This is a genomic window from Enterocloster clostridioformis (genome assembly GCF_020297485.1).
Taxonomy (GTDB): Bacteria; Bacillota; Clostridia; order Lachnospirales; family Lachnospiraceae; genus Enterocloster; species Enterocloster clostridioformis.
In genome coordinates this window covers 1,871,144-1,889,611 of record NZ_JAIWZC010000001.1, presented here as the reverse complement: position 1 = coordinate 1,889,611, position 18,468 = coordinate 1,871,144, and the positions used below count along the sequence as shown (strand labels likewise).

16 protein-coding genes and 2 pseudogenes are annotated in these 18,468 nt (G+C 43.3%); 13 read left to right on the top strand and 5 right to left on the bottom strand.

Annotation, left to right across the window (positions count from 1 at the left end):
• Positions 1-10: 10 nt before the first annotated feature.
• Together LA360_RS09505 and LA360_RS09500 are read left to right on the top strand one after the other, a co-directional pair.
• The gene (locus LA360_RS09505) at positions 11-2,002 is read left to right on the top strand and encodes a hypothetical protein (RefSeq protein ID WP_022203388.1); all 1,992 of its coding nucleotides are present in this window, start codon (positions 11-13) and stop codon (positions 2,000-2,002) included.
• A pseudogene (locus tag LA360_RS09500) lies at positions 1,992-2,198 on the top strand (hypothetical protein); the annotation flags it as partial. The gene LA360_RS09505 and the pseudogene LA360_RS09500, both read left to right, overlap by 11 nt.
• Positions 2,199-2,516: 318 nt before the next feature.
• Here the strand turns inward: LA360_RS09500 and LA360_RS31145 are convergent.
• Positions 2,517-3,968 carry a DDE-type integrase/transposase/recombinase gene (locus tag LA360_RS31145; RefSeq protein WP_112482007.1) on the bottom strand — a complete coding sequence of 484 codons (1,452 nt, stop codon included), beginning with the start codon at positions 3,966-3,968 and terminating at the stop codon, positions 2,517-2,519.
• Positions 3,969-4,194: 226 nt separating this feature from the next.
• Here LA360_RS31145 and LA360_RS09490 point away from each other — a divergent pair, with 226 nt between their 5' ends.
• The 6 genes and pseudogenes from LA360_RS09490 (at position 4,195) to LA360_RS09465 (ending at position 8,615) form a co-directional block, all read left to right on the top strand.
• A complete protein-coding gene (locus LA360_RS09490; protein ID WP_225537481.1) occupies positions 4,195-5,181 on the top strand; it encodes a hypothetical protein in 987 nt (328 codons plus the stop codon).
• On the top strand, positions 5,150-6,037 hold the full coding sequence (locus tag LA360_RS09485; RefSeq protein WP_022203390.1) for a carbohydrate ABC transporter permease: 888 nt from the start codon (positions 5,150-5,152) through the stop codon (positions 6,035-6,037). Before LA360_RS09490 ends, LA360_RS09485 begins: the two co-directional genes overlap by 32 nt.
• Entirely contained in the window at positions 6,034-6,873 is an 840-nt protein-coding gene (locus tag LA360_RS09480; protein ID WP_022203391.1) for a carbohydrate ABC transporter permease, read from the top strand. The genes LA360_RS09485 and LA360_RS09480 overlap by 4 nt, the downstream gene beginning before the upstream one ends.
• A 19-nt stretch (positions 6,874-6,892) precedes the next feature.
• Entirely contained in the window at positions 6,893-7,996 is a 1,104-nt protein-coding gene (locus LA360_RS09475; RefSeq protein ID WP_022203392.1) for an ABC transporter ATP-binding protein, read from the top strand.
• Positions 7,997-8,162: 166 nt separating this feature from the next.
• Positions 8,163-8,306 (top strand): annotated as a pseudogene (locus LA360_RS09470) (PC4/YdbC family ssDNA-binding protein); the annotation flags it as partial.
• A 99-nt stretch (positions 8,307-8,405) separates the two neighbouring features.
• Positions 8,406-8,615 (top strand): hypothetical protein, encoded by a 210-nt coding sequence (locus tag LA360_RS09465; RefSeq protein WP_166433721.1) that lies wholly within the window; start codon positions 8,406-8,408, stop codon positions 8,613-8,615.
• 83 nt (positions 8,616-8,698) lie between these two features.
• On the opposite strand, the gene LA360_RS09460 is transcribed toward LA360_RS09465, so the two are convergent.
• Complete coding sequence (locus LA360_RS09460; protein ID WP_089776166.1) at positions 8,699-9,184, bottom strand: cupin domain-containing protein; 486 nt, start codon at positions 9,182-9,184, stop codon at positions 8,699-8,701.
• Between the two features lie 238 nt (positions 9,185-9,422).
• On the opposite strand from LA360_RS09460, the gene LA360_RS09455 reads away from it, so the two are divergent.
• The 4 genes from LA360_RS09455 to LA360_RS09440 all read left to right on the top strand — a co-directional run bounded on the left by LA360_RS09455 (position 9,423) and on the right by LA360_RS09440 (position 12,602).
• The gene (locus LA360_RS09455) at positions 9,423-9,962 is read left to right on the top strand and encodes a DUF1697 domain-containing protein (protein WP_022203394.1); all 540 of its coding nucleotides are present in this window, start codon (positions 9,423-9,425) and stop codon (positions 9,960-9,962) included.
• A gap of 21 nt (positions 9,963-9,983) precedes the next feature.
• Positions 9,984-10,316, top strand: coding sequence for a hypothetical protein (locus tag LA360_RS09450; protein WP_146774977.1), 333 nt, complete (start codon positions 9,984-9,986; stop codon positions 10,314-10,316).
• A 141-nt stretch (positions 10,317-10,457) separates the two neighbouring features.
• Complete coding sequence (locus LA360_RS09445) at positions 10,458-10,994, top strand: CD3072 family TudS-related putative desulfidase (protein WP_057571986.1); 537 nt, start codon at positions 10,458-10,460, stop codon at positions 10,992-10,994.
• 414 nt (positions 10,995-11,408) lie between these two features.
• The gene (locus tag LA360_RS09440) at positions 11,409-12,602 is read left to right on the top strand and encodes an ATP-binding protein (RefSeq protein ID WP_022200808.1); all 1,194 of its coding nucleotides are present in this window, start codon (positions 11,409-11,411) and stop codon (positions 12,600-12,602) included.
• Positions 12,603-12,866: 264 nt separating this feature from the next.
• Here LA360_RS09440 and LA360_RS09435 read toward each other — a convergent pair whose 3' ends face one another.
• Positions 12,867-14,330 carry a GntR family transcriptional regulator gene (locus LA360_RS09435; protein ID WP_089776168.1) on the bottom strand — a complete coding sequence of 488 codons (1,464 nt, stop codon included), beginning with the start codon at positions 14,328-14,330 and terminating at the stop codon, positions 12,867-12,869.
• Positions 14,331-14,492: 162 nt separating this feature from the next.
• Between LA360_RS09435 and LA360_RS09430 the strand changes: the two genes are divergently transcribed.
• Positions 14,493-15,437, top strand: a complete 945-nt coding sequence (locus LA360_RS09430; protein WP_089776169.1) for a response regulator — start codon at positions 14,493-14,495, stop codon at positions 15,435-15,437.
• A 935-nt stretch (positions 15,438-16,372) separates the two neighbouring features.
• Here the strand turns inward: LA360_RS09430 and LA360_RS09425 are convergent.
• Entirely contained in the window at positions 16,373-17,128 is a 756-nt protein-coding gene (locus LA360_RS09425) for a hypothetical protein (protein WP_057573069.1), read from the bottom strand.
• A gap of 15 nt (positions 17,129-17,143) precedes the next feature.
• Positions 17,144-18,124, bottom strand: a complete 981-nt coding sequence (locus tag LA360_RS09420; protein ID WP_057573070.1) for a MarR family transcriptional regulator — start codon at positions 18,122-18,124, stop codon at positions 17,144-17,146.
• Between the last annotated feature and the right edge of the window lie 344 nt (positions 18,125-18,468).

The following is an 18,468-nucleotide window of genomic DNA, read 5'->3' as shown; positions in this document are numbered from 1 at the left end:
CGATACAGCTATGCGCTTACATATTGTAGAAAAAATGAATATGGTTTTAAAACAGCAAAAAAGCATGCTTGCTTCTGGAGAGAAATACAGGCCTCTCATAGAAAATCGTGTGCAGCGCATAGCTGTACATTCTATTGTTGCGTTTTTTACACTGATATTTGTATGCACAATCATATCCCGTGTTTCCCATTCCTTTACAACTGCCAGCATCCATGTAGCGACCCTGACAAGCGGGGCCTTAACGGACCGGGCTGAAGCAGAAGGAACGATTCAAGCAGCATCTGACAGGGGCATTACGCTGCCGGAGGGGCTTAAGGTCGTGGCGGTTAAGACAGGAAAAGGCAGTCAGGTAAACGCGGGTGATGCACTGCTTGAATTTGACGTTTCTTCCATTGAAGAACAGGCTAAGAAACTGGAAGATGAAATCCGTATCCTGCAATTGAAAATAGAGCTTTCCGGAAGTGAGGGCGGCAATGATGTAATCACGGCACAACGTAATCTTGAGGATGCCAGGCAGGCGTATCATCGCTTATCTGAAAAATATGCCCGGCAAAACACAAGATTACAGGAAGATTATTCAAAGCTGGAAGAGAAGCTCGCGGCTGCCGAGACCAGAGATGAAAAGGCTGTCGCTGCAACCAGGCAGGACCTTATTGATAAAGCAGAGGCGGTGGTTAAGGAAGCAAAAGAAAATCTGGAGGATATCAAAGATGCGGCAGAGGAGGCTATCTATGATGCCAGAAGAGAGCGTGATGATGCCTCAGACCATCTGGATGCCTCAAGGGAGGCGTATCAGGAGTTGTTGGAGGCTTATAATCAGGCGGAACGTAATCTTAACGATGCGAATCAGGCGGTGAACGATATCAAGGAGGCGATTGCAAAGCAGGAGCCTGGAGACACCTCTGATTATACCGAGGAGCTAAATGCAGCAAAAGAGGAACTTTCCAATGCAAAGGAGGAATTGAAACAGGCCAAAAAGGAATTGTCAGGAGCAGACTATAAAACTTCGTCCTATGACAGTGCTGCAGATAATCTGGATGCCATTGAGGAGCGCTGGGATAACAGGATAGAAAGGGCCAGAGATACCCTCAGGGATGCAAGAGCAGCGCTGACAAAGGCAAAGAAGCGTACCGACTTTTCTGACGAAGCCGCGGTCATAGAAGCCCAGGCAGCGGTTGAGGCTGTAAAGGATACCTTGACAGAGGTCAGGCGTGAATCAGAAGACAATTGGTATCAGAGAGAAGAGGAACTTTATGAGGCACAAAGGGCGATTGAAGCAGCGCAGATAGCATTGGAAAATGCACAGAAGCAGACGGATGCGTCACAGAAAGAAGATGAAATCACAAGGATTACCTGCGGGTCTGAATTGGCTGAGAAAGAAAAAGCATGGCAATTGCTGCGGGAAATGTTGGCCCATGATGGGCAATTGCTGGCTCCGGCGTCCGGAACCGTATTAAGTACTGTGAAAAGAGGCGCTAAAACAGAAGCAGATGAGGAGGTAGTCACGCTTTCCTGTGATGACAGAGGATTTGTTTTTGAAGGAGTCCTGGATAAGGAATCTGCACAGCACTTTATAGCCGGAGACAAGGGAGAACTTACGTTTCAAGCGGATGGAAGTACGCAGAAGATAGAGGTGGCGATTAATTCTGTCAGTACATCGGATGAGGAGGATAAGGTTTTTGTATCTGCAGTTTTACCCGAAGGAAGTTATTCAGTTGGTCTGCCCGCACAGCTGTCATTGAGCAGGAAAAGCGAGACGTATCAAAGCTGTCTGCCTATTACAGCACTTAGAACAGATTCCAGAGGTGATCACGTGTTGGTGATTCGCAGACAGAATTCTGTGATGGGAACAGAGTGGGTCACTGCAAGGATTGATATCAATGTAAAGGACAGAGACAGTAAAATGATGAGCGTTGAGAGCGCGCTTACTTACTCCGACCAGGTGATAACAAGTTCAAATAAGGCGATAGCGGAAGGAGACAGGGTTCGTATTGAAAACTGACAATTATGTTCATTATATGGTGCCGGTGATATGGGCATTGCTGGCAGTTTTCTTTTGGTGCATGGCCTGCTCGTTCTACAGTTCGGCTATAAGCCTATGCTCAAGCGTGGGAATCAAGTGGGAAAACGGCGGCATCAGCCCCATCGCCCTCGTCAGGCAGCAGTCCTATGCAAAACAGGATGGCGCACCGGAACAGGTAGTGTCAAGTAATCTATGAAAACTAAGCCGGAAAAAATCGGCTCAAATGAACCTTGAAAACTGCAGATATACCAAGAGCCAGGCCCTCCGGGAGCTTAGGGCGCCGCCCTAAGAACTTGCAAGGGACCTGTCCCTTGACCCAATATCGGGCTCTGCCCGAACCCGTCCTCGCCGGAAGGCAGGAAAAGGGCGCACCTGCCCCCTTTTCTGTTTTACAGGATTATCCGTGAACCTTATGTCAAGAGGCTTTCGCGGCATATCCTCGCACTTTGTGCTCCGGTATTCCACGGTCCTCCTGACAACAGTTCCGCTCCTTTTAGACTGCGGCTGTTTTCCGGAGATTTAGGATGGTCTGCTGGCCCAGAAAGATGAGAAGCTGCCATTTGCCCGGCATGTTGTCTGCTCCCCGCAGGATTTCCACATCATTGAGCACATGGTAGTTGTTGTGTTTATGAGGGCGTAGAAAGTTGTAATAAGCGACCCACAGGGCAAGGTCATAGTTGGCTCCATCGATGGTGTCAAAGCCGTTGGTCTTTCGATAGGAAGCCTTGTAGGTGCGGTTAAGCCGTTCGATCATCTGCTTAAAAGGCCGGAATTCTTTGGAGACGGCGTCATCATTGGTAAGCCCGATGACCTGGGTGATGTGGAACTTAAAAGCATCGCCGAATTCATGAAAGAACTGCTGGGCGGCAAGAGGATACGCACTATAGCCATCGGCAATAAAGCGGAAGTTTTTGGGAAGCTCCTTAAAGTGGCGGAATGCCATGCGCATGGCCATGATACAGGGGCCGACGCCCCGGTTATCTGAGACCCTGTAGCCGATGATGGAGCGTTTGGCGGCATCCATGATAAACCAGATATAAGATTTGATGCCGCGAACTTTGATGTAGGTCTCGTCGGCGGTAAAGGTAGTGCCAGCGCCGTAATCATAGTTATCAACAAAGGGCTTGATACAGATGGCGGCGCTCTTGCAGTAGTTAGCGATCTGCTGATGAGAGATTTGGATGTTGTAGAGGTCTTTCAGGGCCTGGGAAGTCTTACGCAGAGAAAGGGAAAGGTTTACATGAAGGGTGAGGCACAGGGACATGACATGGGAATCGAACTTATTGAATTTGAGGGAGGAGGCATTCTTTGGCAGGGAGTTTAAGTCCATGCGAAAGAAATCTATCGTGAATTCGCGGTAGAGGTAGTGAAGCTTGTATTCATTTTTGCCATAGTCTTTCTCCAGGTGTTCTTTATCGACGTTTTTGAGGTTATGGAGATAGTAGGGACATTTCTGGTTGACGCATTTGTGGAGGATGAAGTGTTTCCGGTCCTTTTTGTGGACAAGGGCATGTCCGCAGTGGGGACAGCGCAGGGTATAGTGCTTGGAGAAGCGGTTATCATCAGTAGAGAAGTTGGTATCACATACTTTGCATTTTAACTGTCCTTTGGAACCATTATTACGATAAAGAAAAGGCTGAGGAGCATGGCAGGAGGGACAGGTACAGTCAGGAGAGATATCGCATTCCTTGCGCCGTGCAACAGGCCGAATCTTCTTATGGTATTTATATTCGAAGTAAGGGATGAGGAGCTGCCAGTCCCAATCGTTTTGATGAAACTGAAGCATAGGGAGTTCATCGGTTCTGAATTTTTGGTATTTAGGGGAATGGGAATCATCAAAAGCCCATTGTTTGAGAGGGATATATTTGCAGATAAAAGTAATGAGCCAGCAGTTCTGCTGGTAAAGAAATTGAATGAGTGACAATAAATAGGTAATACTATTCATAAGCAATGAAATTCCTTTCTGTGTTTGTGGGATTGGTTTACCTAAAGTATTGACACAAAAAGGGAGGTCATTGCTTTTTTCTTTGAAAAAGTGGTGTAATCCCTAAAAATACAAGGTTTGTAACAAAAAATGAGGTAGTAAACTTGACACTACCCCGGAACAGCCGGAGGCCACATTATGGAAAATCCATCCGGACCAGGAAGCGAGGGCCGCGGATAAGAAAAGCATGATTGCAGATGCAGTTCTTGTTTTTGGGGACTGCAGGGATATTACAACAGCAATCATGATTTATGGCTCCTTTCCGGCCCAATCTGACCAGTCCGGATGTGCGGTCAGTTCGGGTTTGGCATTCTCGCTATGGGGAAGCACCGAAGTTTTGGGGCTGCCGATAAAAATAGAAGGAAACGTGTTTTACGTCCGCGGCGTATTTAAGGAGGAGGAACCGCGGTTATTCCGCCAGGTGCAAGCTGAATCGAAAGAACCATTATCCAATATGCAGCTTAATTTTTCCGGGACAGGAACCAGCGAAAGGGCCAGGCAATATCTTTCAGCTGCAGGGTTCCCGGAGGGAATGCTTCTTGAATTGCCGCTGATAGAATGGGGACTTGACATTTTTTTCAGGCTGCCCGCCATGATTCTGTCATTGGGGATTCTTATTCGTGCCATAAGGCGTGGATGCAGGCTTTGGCACTACCCCCTGCTGTTGGCGTTCTATCTGCCGCCTGCCCTTGCTGTGTCAGCCGCATCCATCATTTGTATGGACCTGCCGGAAATGCCAGCCGGATTCATTCCCACAATGTGGTCTGACTTTGAATTTTGGAAAAATCTGTTTGTGGGACATTGGAAGAATCTGGTTGCCTGGATTCTGGCAGTATCCACCTTCCGGGATGTAGAGCTTATGGCCGCCTCGTTTATGACCATATTATTTTCCCTGGGCGCCTCTGTCTGTGCAGCAAAAGCAGCAATTCTAATATCGATACGTACTTATAGAGGTATGGTCCTGGGCTGTGCGGCATATACACTGACGCTTAGTTTGCTGTCTCTTCATATGGCATGGACCCGCAGTATGATGTTCTGCAAAGCAATGTATGTGATGCCCTGTTTGTGGCTCTGTGCAGATTTTATGTTTAACCGGCAGAGAGAGAAGCTTATCTGTGTTCCTCACGAAAGGAGATTTTCGGATGACAAAAGTAAACAGAAGAAAACAATATGAGGATGCGGTTCCTTTAAAAGAACGCATGGTGCCATGGCTTTTTTTGTCACCGAGCCTGTTTTTTGTAAGTATTATTGTACTAATCCCCCTTTTGGATGCATTCCGCCGTTCCTTTTTTATGGCTGCCAGTGACCGGTTTGTGGGATTTCAAAATTACGCGGCGGTTCTTGGCAATAGTGCGTTTAAGCTGGCCGCAGGAAATACCTTGAAATTTGCCGCTGTCTGCATTCCATTGTTGTTATTCATATCCCTGGCAGTTTCCCTGCTTTTGTCGGCCTACAAGGAAACAAGAGGTATTTTCAAAACCTCCTACCTTGTACCTATGGCAATACCAGTAGCTTCCATCGTCCTTTTGTGGCGCGTGATCTTTCATAAAAACGGACTGTTCAATGCCTTTCTTGCACTTTGGGATAAAACACCGGTTGATTGGATTGGAAGCGGGGCTGCCTTTGGGGTACTGGTCTTTGCTTATCTATGGAAAAACTTTGGATATGATATGGTGCTGTGGTTATCTGGACTCAGTGCCATCAACCCGGCATTATATGAGGCGGCCCAGATTGATGGGGCAGGCAGCATCCGCAGGTTTGTACGGATTACGTTCCCCAATCTTATGCCGACGTTATTTACGATTACAGTGCTTTCACTGCTCAATTCCTTTAAGGTGTTCAGGGAGGCGTATTTGATAGCAGGAAGCTATCCAAATGACAGTATCTATATGCTCCAGCATCTGTTCAACAACTGGTACGGGAATCTGGACGTGGATAAAATGTGCGCAGGAGCCGTAATGATGGCACTTTTTGTATTTGTATTGATAATGCTGCTGCAGAAAATCTTAAACCGAGGTGACAATGCATGAAAAAATGGCTGATAGGGTCAATTCTTGTTTGTATCGCAGCCTTTATATGGCTTCCCCTTTGGATGTTATTATCCGGTACCATTATGGGTAGCGCAGAATTGTATGAAAATCTTGTTCCGGTCCTGGAAGGAGGCGAAGGGACTGCTGTGTGGCCGGTCATTGCGCAGTATCCGACTTTACAGGCCTATGTGGAGCTGCTCTTAGACACGCCTCAGTTTTTTACGGTATTTTGGAATTCCTGCAGGCAGGTTTTACCCATCATACTCGGGCATGTTTTGTTAGGCGCTCCCGCGGCATGGGCATTTGCGAAATTTCACTTTCGTGGAAAAAAGATACTCTATACCTTATACATTGTCCTTATGCTAATGCCGTTTCAGGTGACGATGGTTTCCAGTTATCTTGTACTAAACAAACTGAGGCTGATTGATACTGTATGGGCGGTCATCCTACCGGGGGCAGCGTCAACCTTTCCCATATTCATTATGACGCGTTTCTTTATGACGATACCAGAGGCGATTATGGAGGCGGCAGCCGTAGATGGTGCTTCCCCCTTCCAGACATTTGTATGGTTTGGAATCCCCCTGGGTGCGGCGGGAATCCTCTCAGCGGTAGTGCTGGGGTTTCTGGAGTACTGGAATGCCATGGAAGCGCCGCAGGCATTTTTAAAGAACCAGGCCCTTTGGCCGCTGTCATTATATATGGCCAATATCACCGTTGACAATGCAGGGGTATCGCTGATTGCATCACTCATCACACTGATGCCTCCTCTCCTGATATTTCTGTTCGGGCAGAGATATCTGGAACAGGGCATCATATCTTCCGGAATGAAGGATTAAAATAAGGAAGGAACAGGTTATGGAAAAAGAGAGTCTGGCAGGAGAACTGCAGATACATAACGTAAATAAATGGTATCCGGGCAAGGTGCATGCTGTCATAGATATGAATATGGAAATAAATCAGGGTGAATTTATTGTTTTTGTCGGCCCATCCGGATGTGGGAAGACAACGCTGCTGCGTATGATTGCAGGGCTTGAAACGATCAGCGGCGGTGAGGTCATTATGGATGGGAGGGTCGTAAACAAGGTGCCGCCAAAGAATAGAGATATCGCGATGGTGTTTCAAAACTATGCCCTCTATCCCAATATGAAAGTAAAAGACAATATTGCATTCCCTCTTAAAATGCGTCATACTGGAAAACAGGAAACCAAAAGCAGGGTGGCAGAGGTAGCGCGAAAGCTGGAGTTAGACACATTACTTGAAAGAAAACCGGGAGCTCTTTCCGGCGGCCAGCGCCAGAGAGTGGCCCTGGCCCGTTCCATGGTGAGAAAGCCGAAGCTTTTTCTGATGGATGAGCCATTAGCAAATCTGGACGCCAGACTCCGAACAGAAATGCGGAGAGAAATCATAACCCTGCAGAGGGAACTGGGGGTTACAACCATCTATGTTACCCATGACCAGACCGAGGCAATGACGATGGGAACACGTATTGCTGTTATCAATGAAGGGGTTCTGCAGCAGTTTGGAACGCCGCAGGAGGTATACAGGCATCCTGCAAACCTGTTCGTTGCGGGCTTTATAGGCTCTCCCAATATGAACTTGTGGGATACAGAGCCTGTTGCGGAACAAGGGCATTGTTATCTGACTCTGGGTCATGCCAGGATTCCCATGGATAAAAGAAACCTGCCGCCGGATTACCTAAAGGGCGGAATAAAGGCCGGCATTCGCCCGGAACACATAATGCCTGCCGCTTCAGGGGAACCCGGCGCCATACAGATGAAAATCAATATTCTGGAAAATACCGGCCGGGAGATGGCAGTTTTTCTTACGGCTCCCGGGATGCCGGATCTGACAATGATAACAGGAGCTGACTTCTCCGGCCAGCCCGGACAGTCGGTATCGGTCCGTTTGCTATCTGAAAAAATCCACCTATTCCATAAAGAAACCGGGCAGGCATTATGAAGATGGAAGATGCTATGCAGTAAATCCGGTTCGGCTAGCTTAATATAGTGAAGGTGGCGGCTGGCGATACCTGGAGAGAGGGCGTTGGGGAAGAGTACATGGGTTTAAGGGAATTGCTCATGGAAGTTTTAAAAGAGGGAATGAAACGGCTTTTTTAATGAAGTAAATTAGCCGGAATGGCGGGGGAGCCAAATATGATATCCGCGATTGGGCGCCGGACCATGAGAAGATGGGGAAGGGAACCACGCTGACAATGGAGGAAGTGGAGCGCTTGGAGGTCAACCTTTGCAAAGGAAGCTTCTGGAAGTGAGTATTTTTTGCTTGATGATGGCTCTGTATTGGAAAAATTGCTTATACAAGGAATTCTATCAAAATATCGAAAAGCTACAGAACTTTGCAAAAGAAATTTATGAATTTCATTCAAGAGAAAAGTATGCCTATCGATGAATTGTATTTTGACGCCGATGTCATGATTATCAGTCTGGTTTCTGATGATGGCATATTAGGAGATGAGACAATGCTAAAGGAAGCACCATTTAAGGATGAAATATTCACTTTAGACGAGGTGATGGAAATAAAAAAATATTACAGAATCAAAAAGATGGTTGTTACACTATGAAAGATGGCGGGGAAATTAATGTTTTAGAGTTGTGGTAAATCAAAGACTCGCCAGTCCCTATTGGAGAACTGACGAGGTTGTAATCAATAATGATTTGTATTTGCTTCAGCGATAGCTTTAGTTTGGTGAACAGTACCCCAGGGATGATGAGGCGGTGCATAAATCGAATATAATTTTAATGGAATATCGCCAGTATTTACTATATTGTGCCAGATTCCGGCAGGAACGAATATGGCGCTGTCTACAAAGACTGGTTGTTGAAAATTTAAATTGTCCATTTGCTTACCCATTTGGACAACCCCGCGACCAGATTCAATATGCAAAAATTGATCATCGTCTGGATGCACCTCTACGCCTATTTCCTCACCAGCTGGTATGCTCATCAGAGTAAGCTGCAGGTTGTCACCTGTCCATAAGGCAGTGCGAAATGTGTCATTATTCATAGCAGCATTGCTAATATTAATAGTGAACGGATTTGGGCCGTAATCAGTTGCCACATTTGATTGGAATCTTGGGTAGGAAGCTCCTGAGAAATAGGAAGGCGAGTTAGTATATTGATTGTTAAGCACTTTAGTCTCCAAGGCATTCTTTATAATATTATATGAAAAAAGTTGATTAATGACAACATTGTTTAATGATAAGTATCGTTCTACAACAAAACGTAGCAAGCCTTGTGAAAAATAGCTGTTTTGTGTAAACGCATGGTTTAGAGTATTTCATGGAACAGCAGAGAGAAAAATATGAAAAAATGAAATAGTATCCCCCAGTTTGTAAGTCTGAAAAGTTTGTGCGGAGGAATCAACAGATATGAAAAGATACATCGCTTTTTTGCGTGGTGTTAATATAAGCGGAAAAAATAAAGTACCGATGGCTGAATTAAAGAGATGCTTTGAAGAACTTGATTTTAGTGAAGTTAAGACATATCTGAACAGTGGGAATGTGGCTTTTTCAAGCGATGAGGATAACATAGAGGTGCTTACAAGCCAGGCTGAAATGATAATAAACAGGCAATTTGGTTTGGATATTCCTGTTTTCGTCATTTCAAAAGAAAAACTTGAGGATATTTTACAGAATGCTCCTGAGTGGTGGGGCGATGAGAATAAAGAGATTTATGATAATCTGATTTTTATTATGCCTCCAGCCACATTTTCTGAAGTATGGGGAGAAATTGGGGAACCGAAGGAAGAATTAGAGAAGATCAAAGAATATAGAGAAACGGTATTCTGGTCTTTCAGCCGAAAAGATTATCAAAAGACAAACTGGTGGTCAAAGACTGCAAGCGCGAACATCAGCAGTAAGCTGACGATTAGAACCGCAAACACTGTTAGGAAAATAGTTGGGATGTAATCGTAGCCCAAATTTCAGTTTGTGGGACAAATAAGCAATGGAACGAAAGCGAGTGAAGATATGCGCGTTAATCAAAAATGGAGTATCCAGCCTAAAAATAATATTGCAGGGATGGGCGATGTAATACTGCCCACCATAGATGCGATTGGTAAGTCTGTTTTTTATGTTTCGGATGGTCACGGTTCTTACTATTCCAGTATGCGTTTAAGAAAATTACCTATTGAGACAGGAGAAGAACTGGCGAGTGTTCTGACAAGAGATGCTGCCAGATGTATTTATTTTGAAAAGGAATACATATATGCTTTTTTGAACAAGCGTGTATTAAAATTGGATAGAAACAATGTATGTGATTGAAATTGAGCAAACCGAGGGAGTTATGAGTGATAAATTCACAAAAAGATACTATGAACTTGAGCATATAACAGAAATACTATTGGGATTCAACTGTTCCACAGCCATAGGTGTATATCCTGAAAGTGCTGCATGCAGATTAGTATGCTTCAAACCCTCAAGCCTATTTATCCCCATTGCCTTTTAAATCAAAATGCCATTTCTGATGGAACGGCAGTTTATCCTGCAGCATTTAAAGATATTATTGATTTCTTCTTAAATGCTGATATTAGTATTGTCCAAATGCCCTGTCCAGAGTTTTGCTGTTTGGGATTGGATAGGGGAAATATTCATGGTGCTGATAGTCCAGTCGTGGCAGAGAATACAAGAATACGTTCAGCAATGAAAAATGATAGCACGAATATGAAGCTATCGAGGCTGGCTGATTATGTAGTACAACAAATCATAGAATATAAAAAATATGGATTTGAAATCATCGGGATTATCGGGGCAAACCGTTCTCCCAATTGTGGCGTAGAAACAACCTCAGACAATAATGCAGAAATCAATGGAATGGGACTCTTTGTAGAAAAAATAGTTAATCAACTTTTGCAGGAAAATATGTCGGTTCCAATGATAGGTATAAAAGGAACTGATAATATACAGGAAAAACTTCATCAGTTGGTGAATCGGGAATTGTAGATAAAGAGCGGGCGATGCTGTTCATCGGGCGCTTTGCTGTACTTCCTTACCTGGGAGATTGCTTTTCCGGTGAGGGAGGAAATTAGTCTGGAAAAAAACTCTTGGAATTGTGGCAGAATCAAGGAAATGAGGCGGCAACGCTAAAGCAAAATATTTTAGCGCCAAGGAGGGAAGGTTTTTAATGAGTAGTTCATGGGAATCATGAGGCTCTATATATGGCAGGTTACGATAGTTTTCGGATTTAAATCATCGGCAAGGTGCTTCTTGCGTACAATAGTGAGAAAAGGGCATAATGATAATGCATCTTACAAATGTTCAATTATAAATGAATTCGTAAAATAGGAATTACAAACTTTACAAGAACAGGGAGATGTGATATTGTTGGTTTATAAAAACTATGCGGAGGTGTAACAGATGATTGAACGAAATGAATATCTCGAAAATTTAATTAGTTTTAAAGATAAAAACCTAATAAAAGTAATAACCGGAATTCGCCGCTGTGGTAAGTCAACGATGTTTGAATTGTATCAGTCCTATTTAAAAGAGAATGGAGTAGAAGAGGAACAAATCATAACCGTTAATTTGGAGGACGGGGATTATCGCGGTATTCGCACATCAGAGAAGCTATATCAATATGTGGAAAGTAAACTGGTAAAGAGTAATAAAAACTATGTATTTTTAGATGAAGTGCAGCAAGTTGAAAATTTCCAGGAAGCAGTAGACTGGCTTTATGTAAAGAAAAATGTGGATTTATATATTACGGGGTCTAATGCGTTTCTGCTTTCCGGAGAACTTGCCACATTGCTCTCAGGCAGGTATGTTGAGATAAAAATGCTTCCCCTTTCTTTTAAGGAATATATATCAGCATACCCTGGAAACACAAATACGGGTGCACTGTATATGAATTATTTACAAAACAGTTCTTTTCCAGGAACTCTTGAACTTGCAAGAAAACAGGATATCAGAGTTTATCTTGAGGGAATTTACAATACAATCTTACTCAAAGATATCGTTACCAGAAAGAAAATATCTGATCCATTTATGCTTCAAAGCGTGGTGGAGTTTATGTTTGATAACATTGGAAATATGTGTTCCTCTACTAAGATTGCAAATGCAATGACATCATCAGGGAGGAAAATCAGTGTACCTACTGTGGAAAACTATCTTTCTGCTCTTTGTGACAGTTTTATTCTATATAAGGTAGGAAGATATGATATAAAAGGGAAGCAGTATCTCGCTACAGGAGCGAAATACTATGCGGCGGATATAGGGCTTCGTTATTTTATATTAGGCACAAAGCAGGCAGACATGGGGCACATCTTAGAGAACATTGTTTACTTGGAACTTATAAGACGAGGTTATGAAGTCCATATAGGAAAAGTTGGAGATGCTGAGGTTGATTTTATTGCCATAGGCGCCGAAGGGGAAGAATATTATCAAGTATCTCAGACCGTATTGGAAGAGCAGACACTAAAGCGGGAACTTTCATCACTGGATGCAATAAAAGACCATAATCCGAAGTATCTTCTTACTATGGATTATACGCCACTGACATCCTATAATGGTATCAAGCAGGTTAATGTTTTGGAATGGCTTCTAAAGAAATAGTCAGAAATATCTGTTACTAATGAGACACAGGAGTTTGCGCCGAAAGGAAGTTTCATATACCCCCTGTCTGCTGATTGCTAATGGGAGCTGCTTTGGAAACACCGGACAACAAAACAGGCGGCATGCGCCCCTTTTCGGGAGCATACCGCCGTCTGTTATCAGCAGCCCGTTTCCCGGTCTGCGTGTAGTTCCTTGTAAACTGGGGATTGAGAAAATTCTCAACAGGCGGAGCGCATATTCCTTTCTAGTGCTTGCAGCTAACAACTAATATTTTTCTGGAACTCGAATATTAGCTACGTTATGAAACTTATATTTTTCTACCATGTTTTTTTTCATACAAATCAAAATATAACGGTAGCAATCAGCCATACCATCCGCAAAGGAACTTGCATTTCCCTCATATAATTGCCGAAGTGCGGTAATGGCTTTTTTGTTCAGATGAGAGAGAGTATGCCTCTTGGACGGATAGTAAGCAAAATGATGTCCCCATTCAAGAAGGTGATTGGTTTCGGACAGTATAACATATAAAGGTTCTAACGTGGTATGTTTCAATATGGCTTCTAGAATATCTGCTAAATGAACAGAACCTGGTGAAGTAAATCTGTCTGCTAACTCGTCCAATTCTTCTCTGGTAAACCGCGCTGCCGCAGCTAACGCCGCCGGACGAATAATGAATATCATTAGCTGCAAGGCATGAAGATAACGTAATGCTTTTTCTACATATCCGGAATTAAGAGCCAGCTGATGAAGTTTCGTATCATCCGGTTCTATGACTATAGTGCCTTTACCATTTAATTTTTTTACGAATCCCCGCTGTTCGAGTTCTGACAATGCCTTTCTGACTGTCGATAAAGAGACATCGTACTGGTTAGCCAGTTGCTTTTCATATGGAAGATATATTCCAACAGAATATTCTCCAAGGCCGATTTTCAGATTCATGTCATCAACAATTTTTGAGTAATAATAATCCTGGCCGCGCATGGGATTCCACGAAAACTTCAAACCAGTTTGTGCAGGACATTTGGGCGTTGTCTCTGATAGATAATTTAACGTATGTTCAATGGAATCCGTAAGTTTCTGATACATATCAGATAACTGGTTGTACTTTGTGAGTGGATCATCGCCCTTTAATGTATCTATAATAACACTGGTTACAGACACAGCCCCACGCAAAAAGTGCTTAGAGAAATAGGGACAGTCTTCTGCAAAGAATGCAAGCTTATTATAAAGGCCAAATGTAGAATAGAGTTCGCTGAATAAGGAATTCCCACCTATCCTTAGTATATCATATCCTAATTTAGAAGGAGGAGACCATTCACCTGAGGCATCTCCTAAACGCAATGCTTTCATAGCCTGTTTATAGTGGGGCATTATCTCCACATCACACTCCTGCAAGGCAAAAACCATAAGTGAAGGCAGTATGAGGGCAAAGGTCTGATATAGCTGTAAAATGCCTTCTCTTTGTTTTAAAATCTCGAAAACAGTATTTGATGAATTACAAGTATCTTTTTTTGAAGCAACAATTGGTGCAAGACGAGGCTGAATATCAACCAGCCCTTCTGTCCTCAATGCGTCAAAGACACGGTTAATCGTATATCTGCTTACATGAAATTGCTCGCAATACATCCTTGAAGATGGCAGGGTATTTCCAGGAGGTATTTGGCCTTCCAAAATACACTGCTTAATTTCATTATATACAAATGTAAATTTTGTTTCTTGTGGTTTCACAACCCGCCTCCTCTCTGTCTGAATTATATCATGTCAAACCAATGCTGTCAGTATAAAAAGTTATCAATCTATTTGTACACCTTACCAATATGGATGTTGCCAGAATGTTAATATAACATTTATAATAAAACAGTAAAATTATTTGGAAAGAGTTTAAGAACCATGGAAAAACAAAAAATCTTAATTGCAGACGATTCAGAAATGAATCGCGCGCTTTTGATAGATATCCTGGAAGAGCAATATGATGTGGCAGAGGCTGAAAATGGTGTAGAAGCAATTTCTCTTCTTTCAAGGCATAGAATTACCAAAATCCTGGTGGTAGACGATGAAGAAGTGATCTGCCAGAATATTCAGATAGCGATGGAAGAAACCGAAGTTTCGGTGGAGTACGTGCTGAGCGGGCAGGCTGCGTTGGATGTGTTGAAGTCTGGCGAACCAGAAAGTCAGCCCTATCATGTGGTGCTCCTGGATTGGAAGATGCCCGGACTTGACGGAATAGAAACTGCGAGGCGCATCCGTCAGGAAATTTCAGAGGATATCCCGATTCTGATTCTGACCAGCTATGACTGGGAGGAAATTGAAGAGGAGGCCACAAATGTGGGGATTGATGCGTTTTTGCAAAAGCCTTTCTTCCGTAGCAGTTTCCGTCAGAAGGTGGATTTCGTACTAAACAATACGCTAAGGCATGGGGAGGCTGCTGAAGAAGAGGAGAGCGTTCTGCAGGGGATGCATATCCTTGTGGCAGAGGACAATGAGATCAATGCGGAGATACTCGGCGAGCTGTTGGATATGGTGGGCGCTACCTGCGACATCTGTGAGAATGGAGAGCTTGCGATGGATGCGTTTGAAAAGTCCACACCTGGGCAGTATCAGATGATACTGATGGATGTGCAGATGCCGGTGATGAACGGTTATGAGGCGACGAGGGCTATACGAAAACTGAACCATCTAATGGCGCAGAGCATCCCTATCATCGCTATGACGGCCAACGCCTTTGCGGAGGATATCAGGGCTGCGCTGGATGCCGGCATGAATGCTCATGCTGCCAAACCTGTTGATATGGCGGTTTTAGAGCAGACTGTTAGAACCGTGTTGGGGAAAGTTTAAGGTAGTTAAGAGTCCCACTGAAACGTAGATTTGCTGATTGTAAAACATACTCATTACTTTTCTTGTATTTGGTATGTTTTGTGCTGATCTGACTTGCAGAGTGAAATTTTACAACGAAGAAATTCACAAAAAATAGGATGATAGCAGGACAAATCAGGAAAGAAAACGGAATTCTCCCTGGTACAATTTACACAGCAAAAGCGGATGAGATCTGCCGCATAGTCGGGTAAATTGTAAGGGAGGAGGGGCTGTGTATATATAGAAGATAGAAAATCTCCTTACAGCGTTGTCCGTGGTTCGGTATAAGTCTTACAATTGAATATTGTTTGGCGGCCTGTTCAAAAGCGTAAACAACAAATACACCGATGCCTGGTTTTATATTGGGTATCGGTGCTTTTACTTTATTGCTGTTCAGGATGGAAGGCGAGCCATTTAGCTTCATAAGTATCTAAATAAAACCGGTTTCCATACTCATTTTGAACGTAATGTTTTTTACCTGATACCAACCGCGTAGTTCAGTCCGCAAATCTGAGTCTGGAGAAATGGGTTCCAGCCATATCTGAGTAAATTGCTGGATCTCAGATAAGATAAGATAAGATAAGATAAGATAAGATAAGAGGCTTTCCGGATGGCAGACTCGGTTCGGAAAACAACTGCGGCAGCGTAAACAGCTTTTGGGCATCAGAGAACGGAATGGTTTGCCCGTTTGAGAGCATCAGAGTATGATTGATGGTGTTGACCAGCATCCAACCATGATTCGCGGACCAAACCGTCAATTACTTTCAAATTATTAATTTGCCTTGCTTTCTTAAAATATCTCGGCATTTGCCCACCACCTTTATCTTAACAATCATCTGTTATTCAAGAGTCCAGAATCTTCTTGCTGCGAACGGTTCCTCCTCCAGCTTCTTGATACCTGAAAATACTGTTGAATATCAGTCCACTATGTACATATTATTGTAGATATCGAGAATCGAATCTTTGGAACGGGAAATACCGATATCTGTTAGTCTAATATCAGTTTCACGTATCTGTGCAATAAAGTTTTGGATGTCCTCCCCAACGGAGGATGGTACTGAAATCCTCAGGTCTTCCCGAATTAACGGAAAAAGGCGAAATACATCCAGACGATGTTTCCGAATGTCACGGGAATTCACATGGAATCCCTGCGCCTTTTTGCTCTTGAGATCGAGCCAAGCTTTCATTTTCAAGGGAATGATGTGCTCGGCATCTAAGATGGATATCCCATCCGTGACGGTTCGGCCATCTAAAAGAAAATGATAGTAGTCGTCATTAAGAAGAATTGCGGACAGACTGGATACCTCATCATCAATATGCAGGGGTATGAGATGGGTATCAGCCTGAAGCTCCACATGATTCTGCGGTCTGGAAAAAAGCTCTATCATCTTAGGGTAAGAGGGATTGGCCGGGTCAATGAAGCGATAGAATTCAGGTTGTCCTGTGCTTCTCTGTCTGGTATGATAGCCTCCGGCTTCGATGAAATCCCAAAATGCTTTTGCAAATTCTGTTGTCAGTGCCTCCACGATAATTACCATGTCGATATCAACGGTCTGACGAAAGTCAAGTCCGGCATCTGACATAAGCAGATCGCAGGCAAATCCCCCAATAACCGTATACTGGTCTTTATAATTGTCGAAATGTTCTCTGAAAATATCTATTCCGTTTACCATGTGTATTTCTCCTTATTATTCCTCATGCTTGATTGGAAGTTCGTGTTTTTCTCTTATATCGTCCAGACCCATTTGAATCCGTTCATTTGGATTATCTTCCAAACTTAACAGCAATGAGATATCATCAACCCGACCGTTATGTGCCAACAAAATCGGATCATAGCGCCATACTTCAAGAATGTGCCCTCCAAAATCCCGGAAATCCTGCTCAGAGATAATTTCTGCAGGCGGGATTTGTGTGCCGGCTTTTTTTGAGATGGCAGTTGCCCCATCCTGTTCGTTTGCCCCAACCATTGAAATATCCGCCAAAGCAAGGATACCGCTTTTGGGCAATGCTGAATCATGGAAGGGGGTTCTGACATATATAAGTCGTTCTACCGGTGATTTTAAGCGGGGATAACCTTTCTTTAAAAATTCGGGTTTTTTAAAGGATGGAGAAATCCATTTGTTTGTTCCCTCGGTCCTGTGAGTAATAAGGCCGGATACGGTAAGATCATTAATTGCTCTGGTGCAGGTAGCTTTGGAGAGCAGAAGATCTCTGGATATTTGCGTCAAATTGACGGTATCAGTAGTCTGCAAATAATACAGATACAGGAACACGAGCTGGGTTCCGGGCGCCATTTTGTCAGGAACAGTTGTTTCCGCTTTAAATTTTTCCCAAAAGGAACAGCCCCAGAATGGGAGATAAACCTGTTGGGATGGTGAAATAAATGGTATATTGCTTTCAATCAGGTTACGCCGCTGCTTGGATGTTATGTTTTCAAGACACAGCGCACAGGGAAATTCGCATATCTCCTGAAATTTAATTAACTGCTTTTTTAATGTTGGAAGTCTCCAGGAAGAATCAATAGGAGACAGCAGTACACACTGGCTTTTATTCCAGGACAGGCTTTGAATCTTATATCCGTCACGAATATAAAAAGGCGTTTTGGCCGGACAATCAAATTCTGAAACTTTAATATTGTCCCCAAATATCGTTTTTAAAAAATCAAACATATTTTTCCCCCTTTCAAGACTCTGCGAACTTGTTTCATCGAAAAGACATTATACCATATACAATGAAACTTGTCAAAAATGAATGAAACAATATGGAGCTTTTAAGAGTCTTTGGCTTGAAAAACTCGACTTATATATTATGTGTTAGGCGAGCAGGGATTATCAGCCAAACAGTTTTTTGTTTTTAAATACAGAATGACCTCAATATAATACAAATTATATTGAACTCGCAGGACGAATTAATGGCAAAGCCTGCTCTCAGTTAAACACAATTATAAAGATATCCTGCCTAAATGAGTTAAATATAATCAAATCGGTTGTAGATTGCCTTGATGGATTGTGTA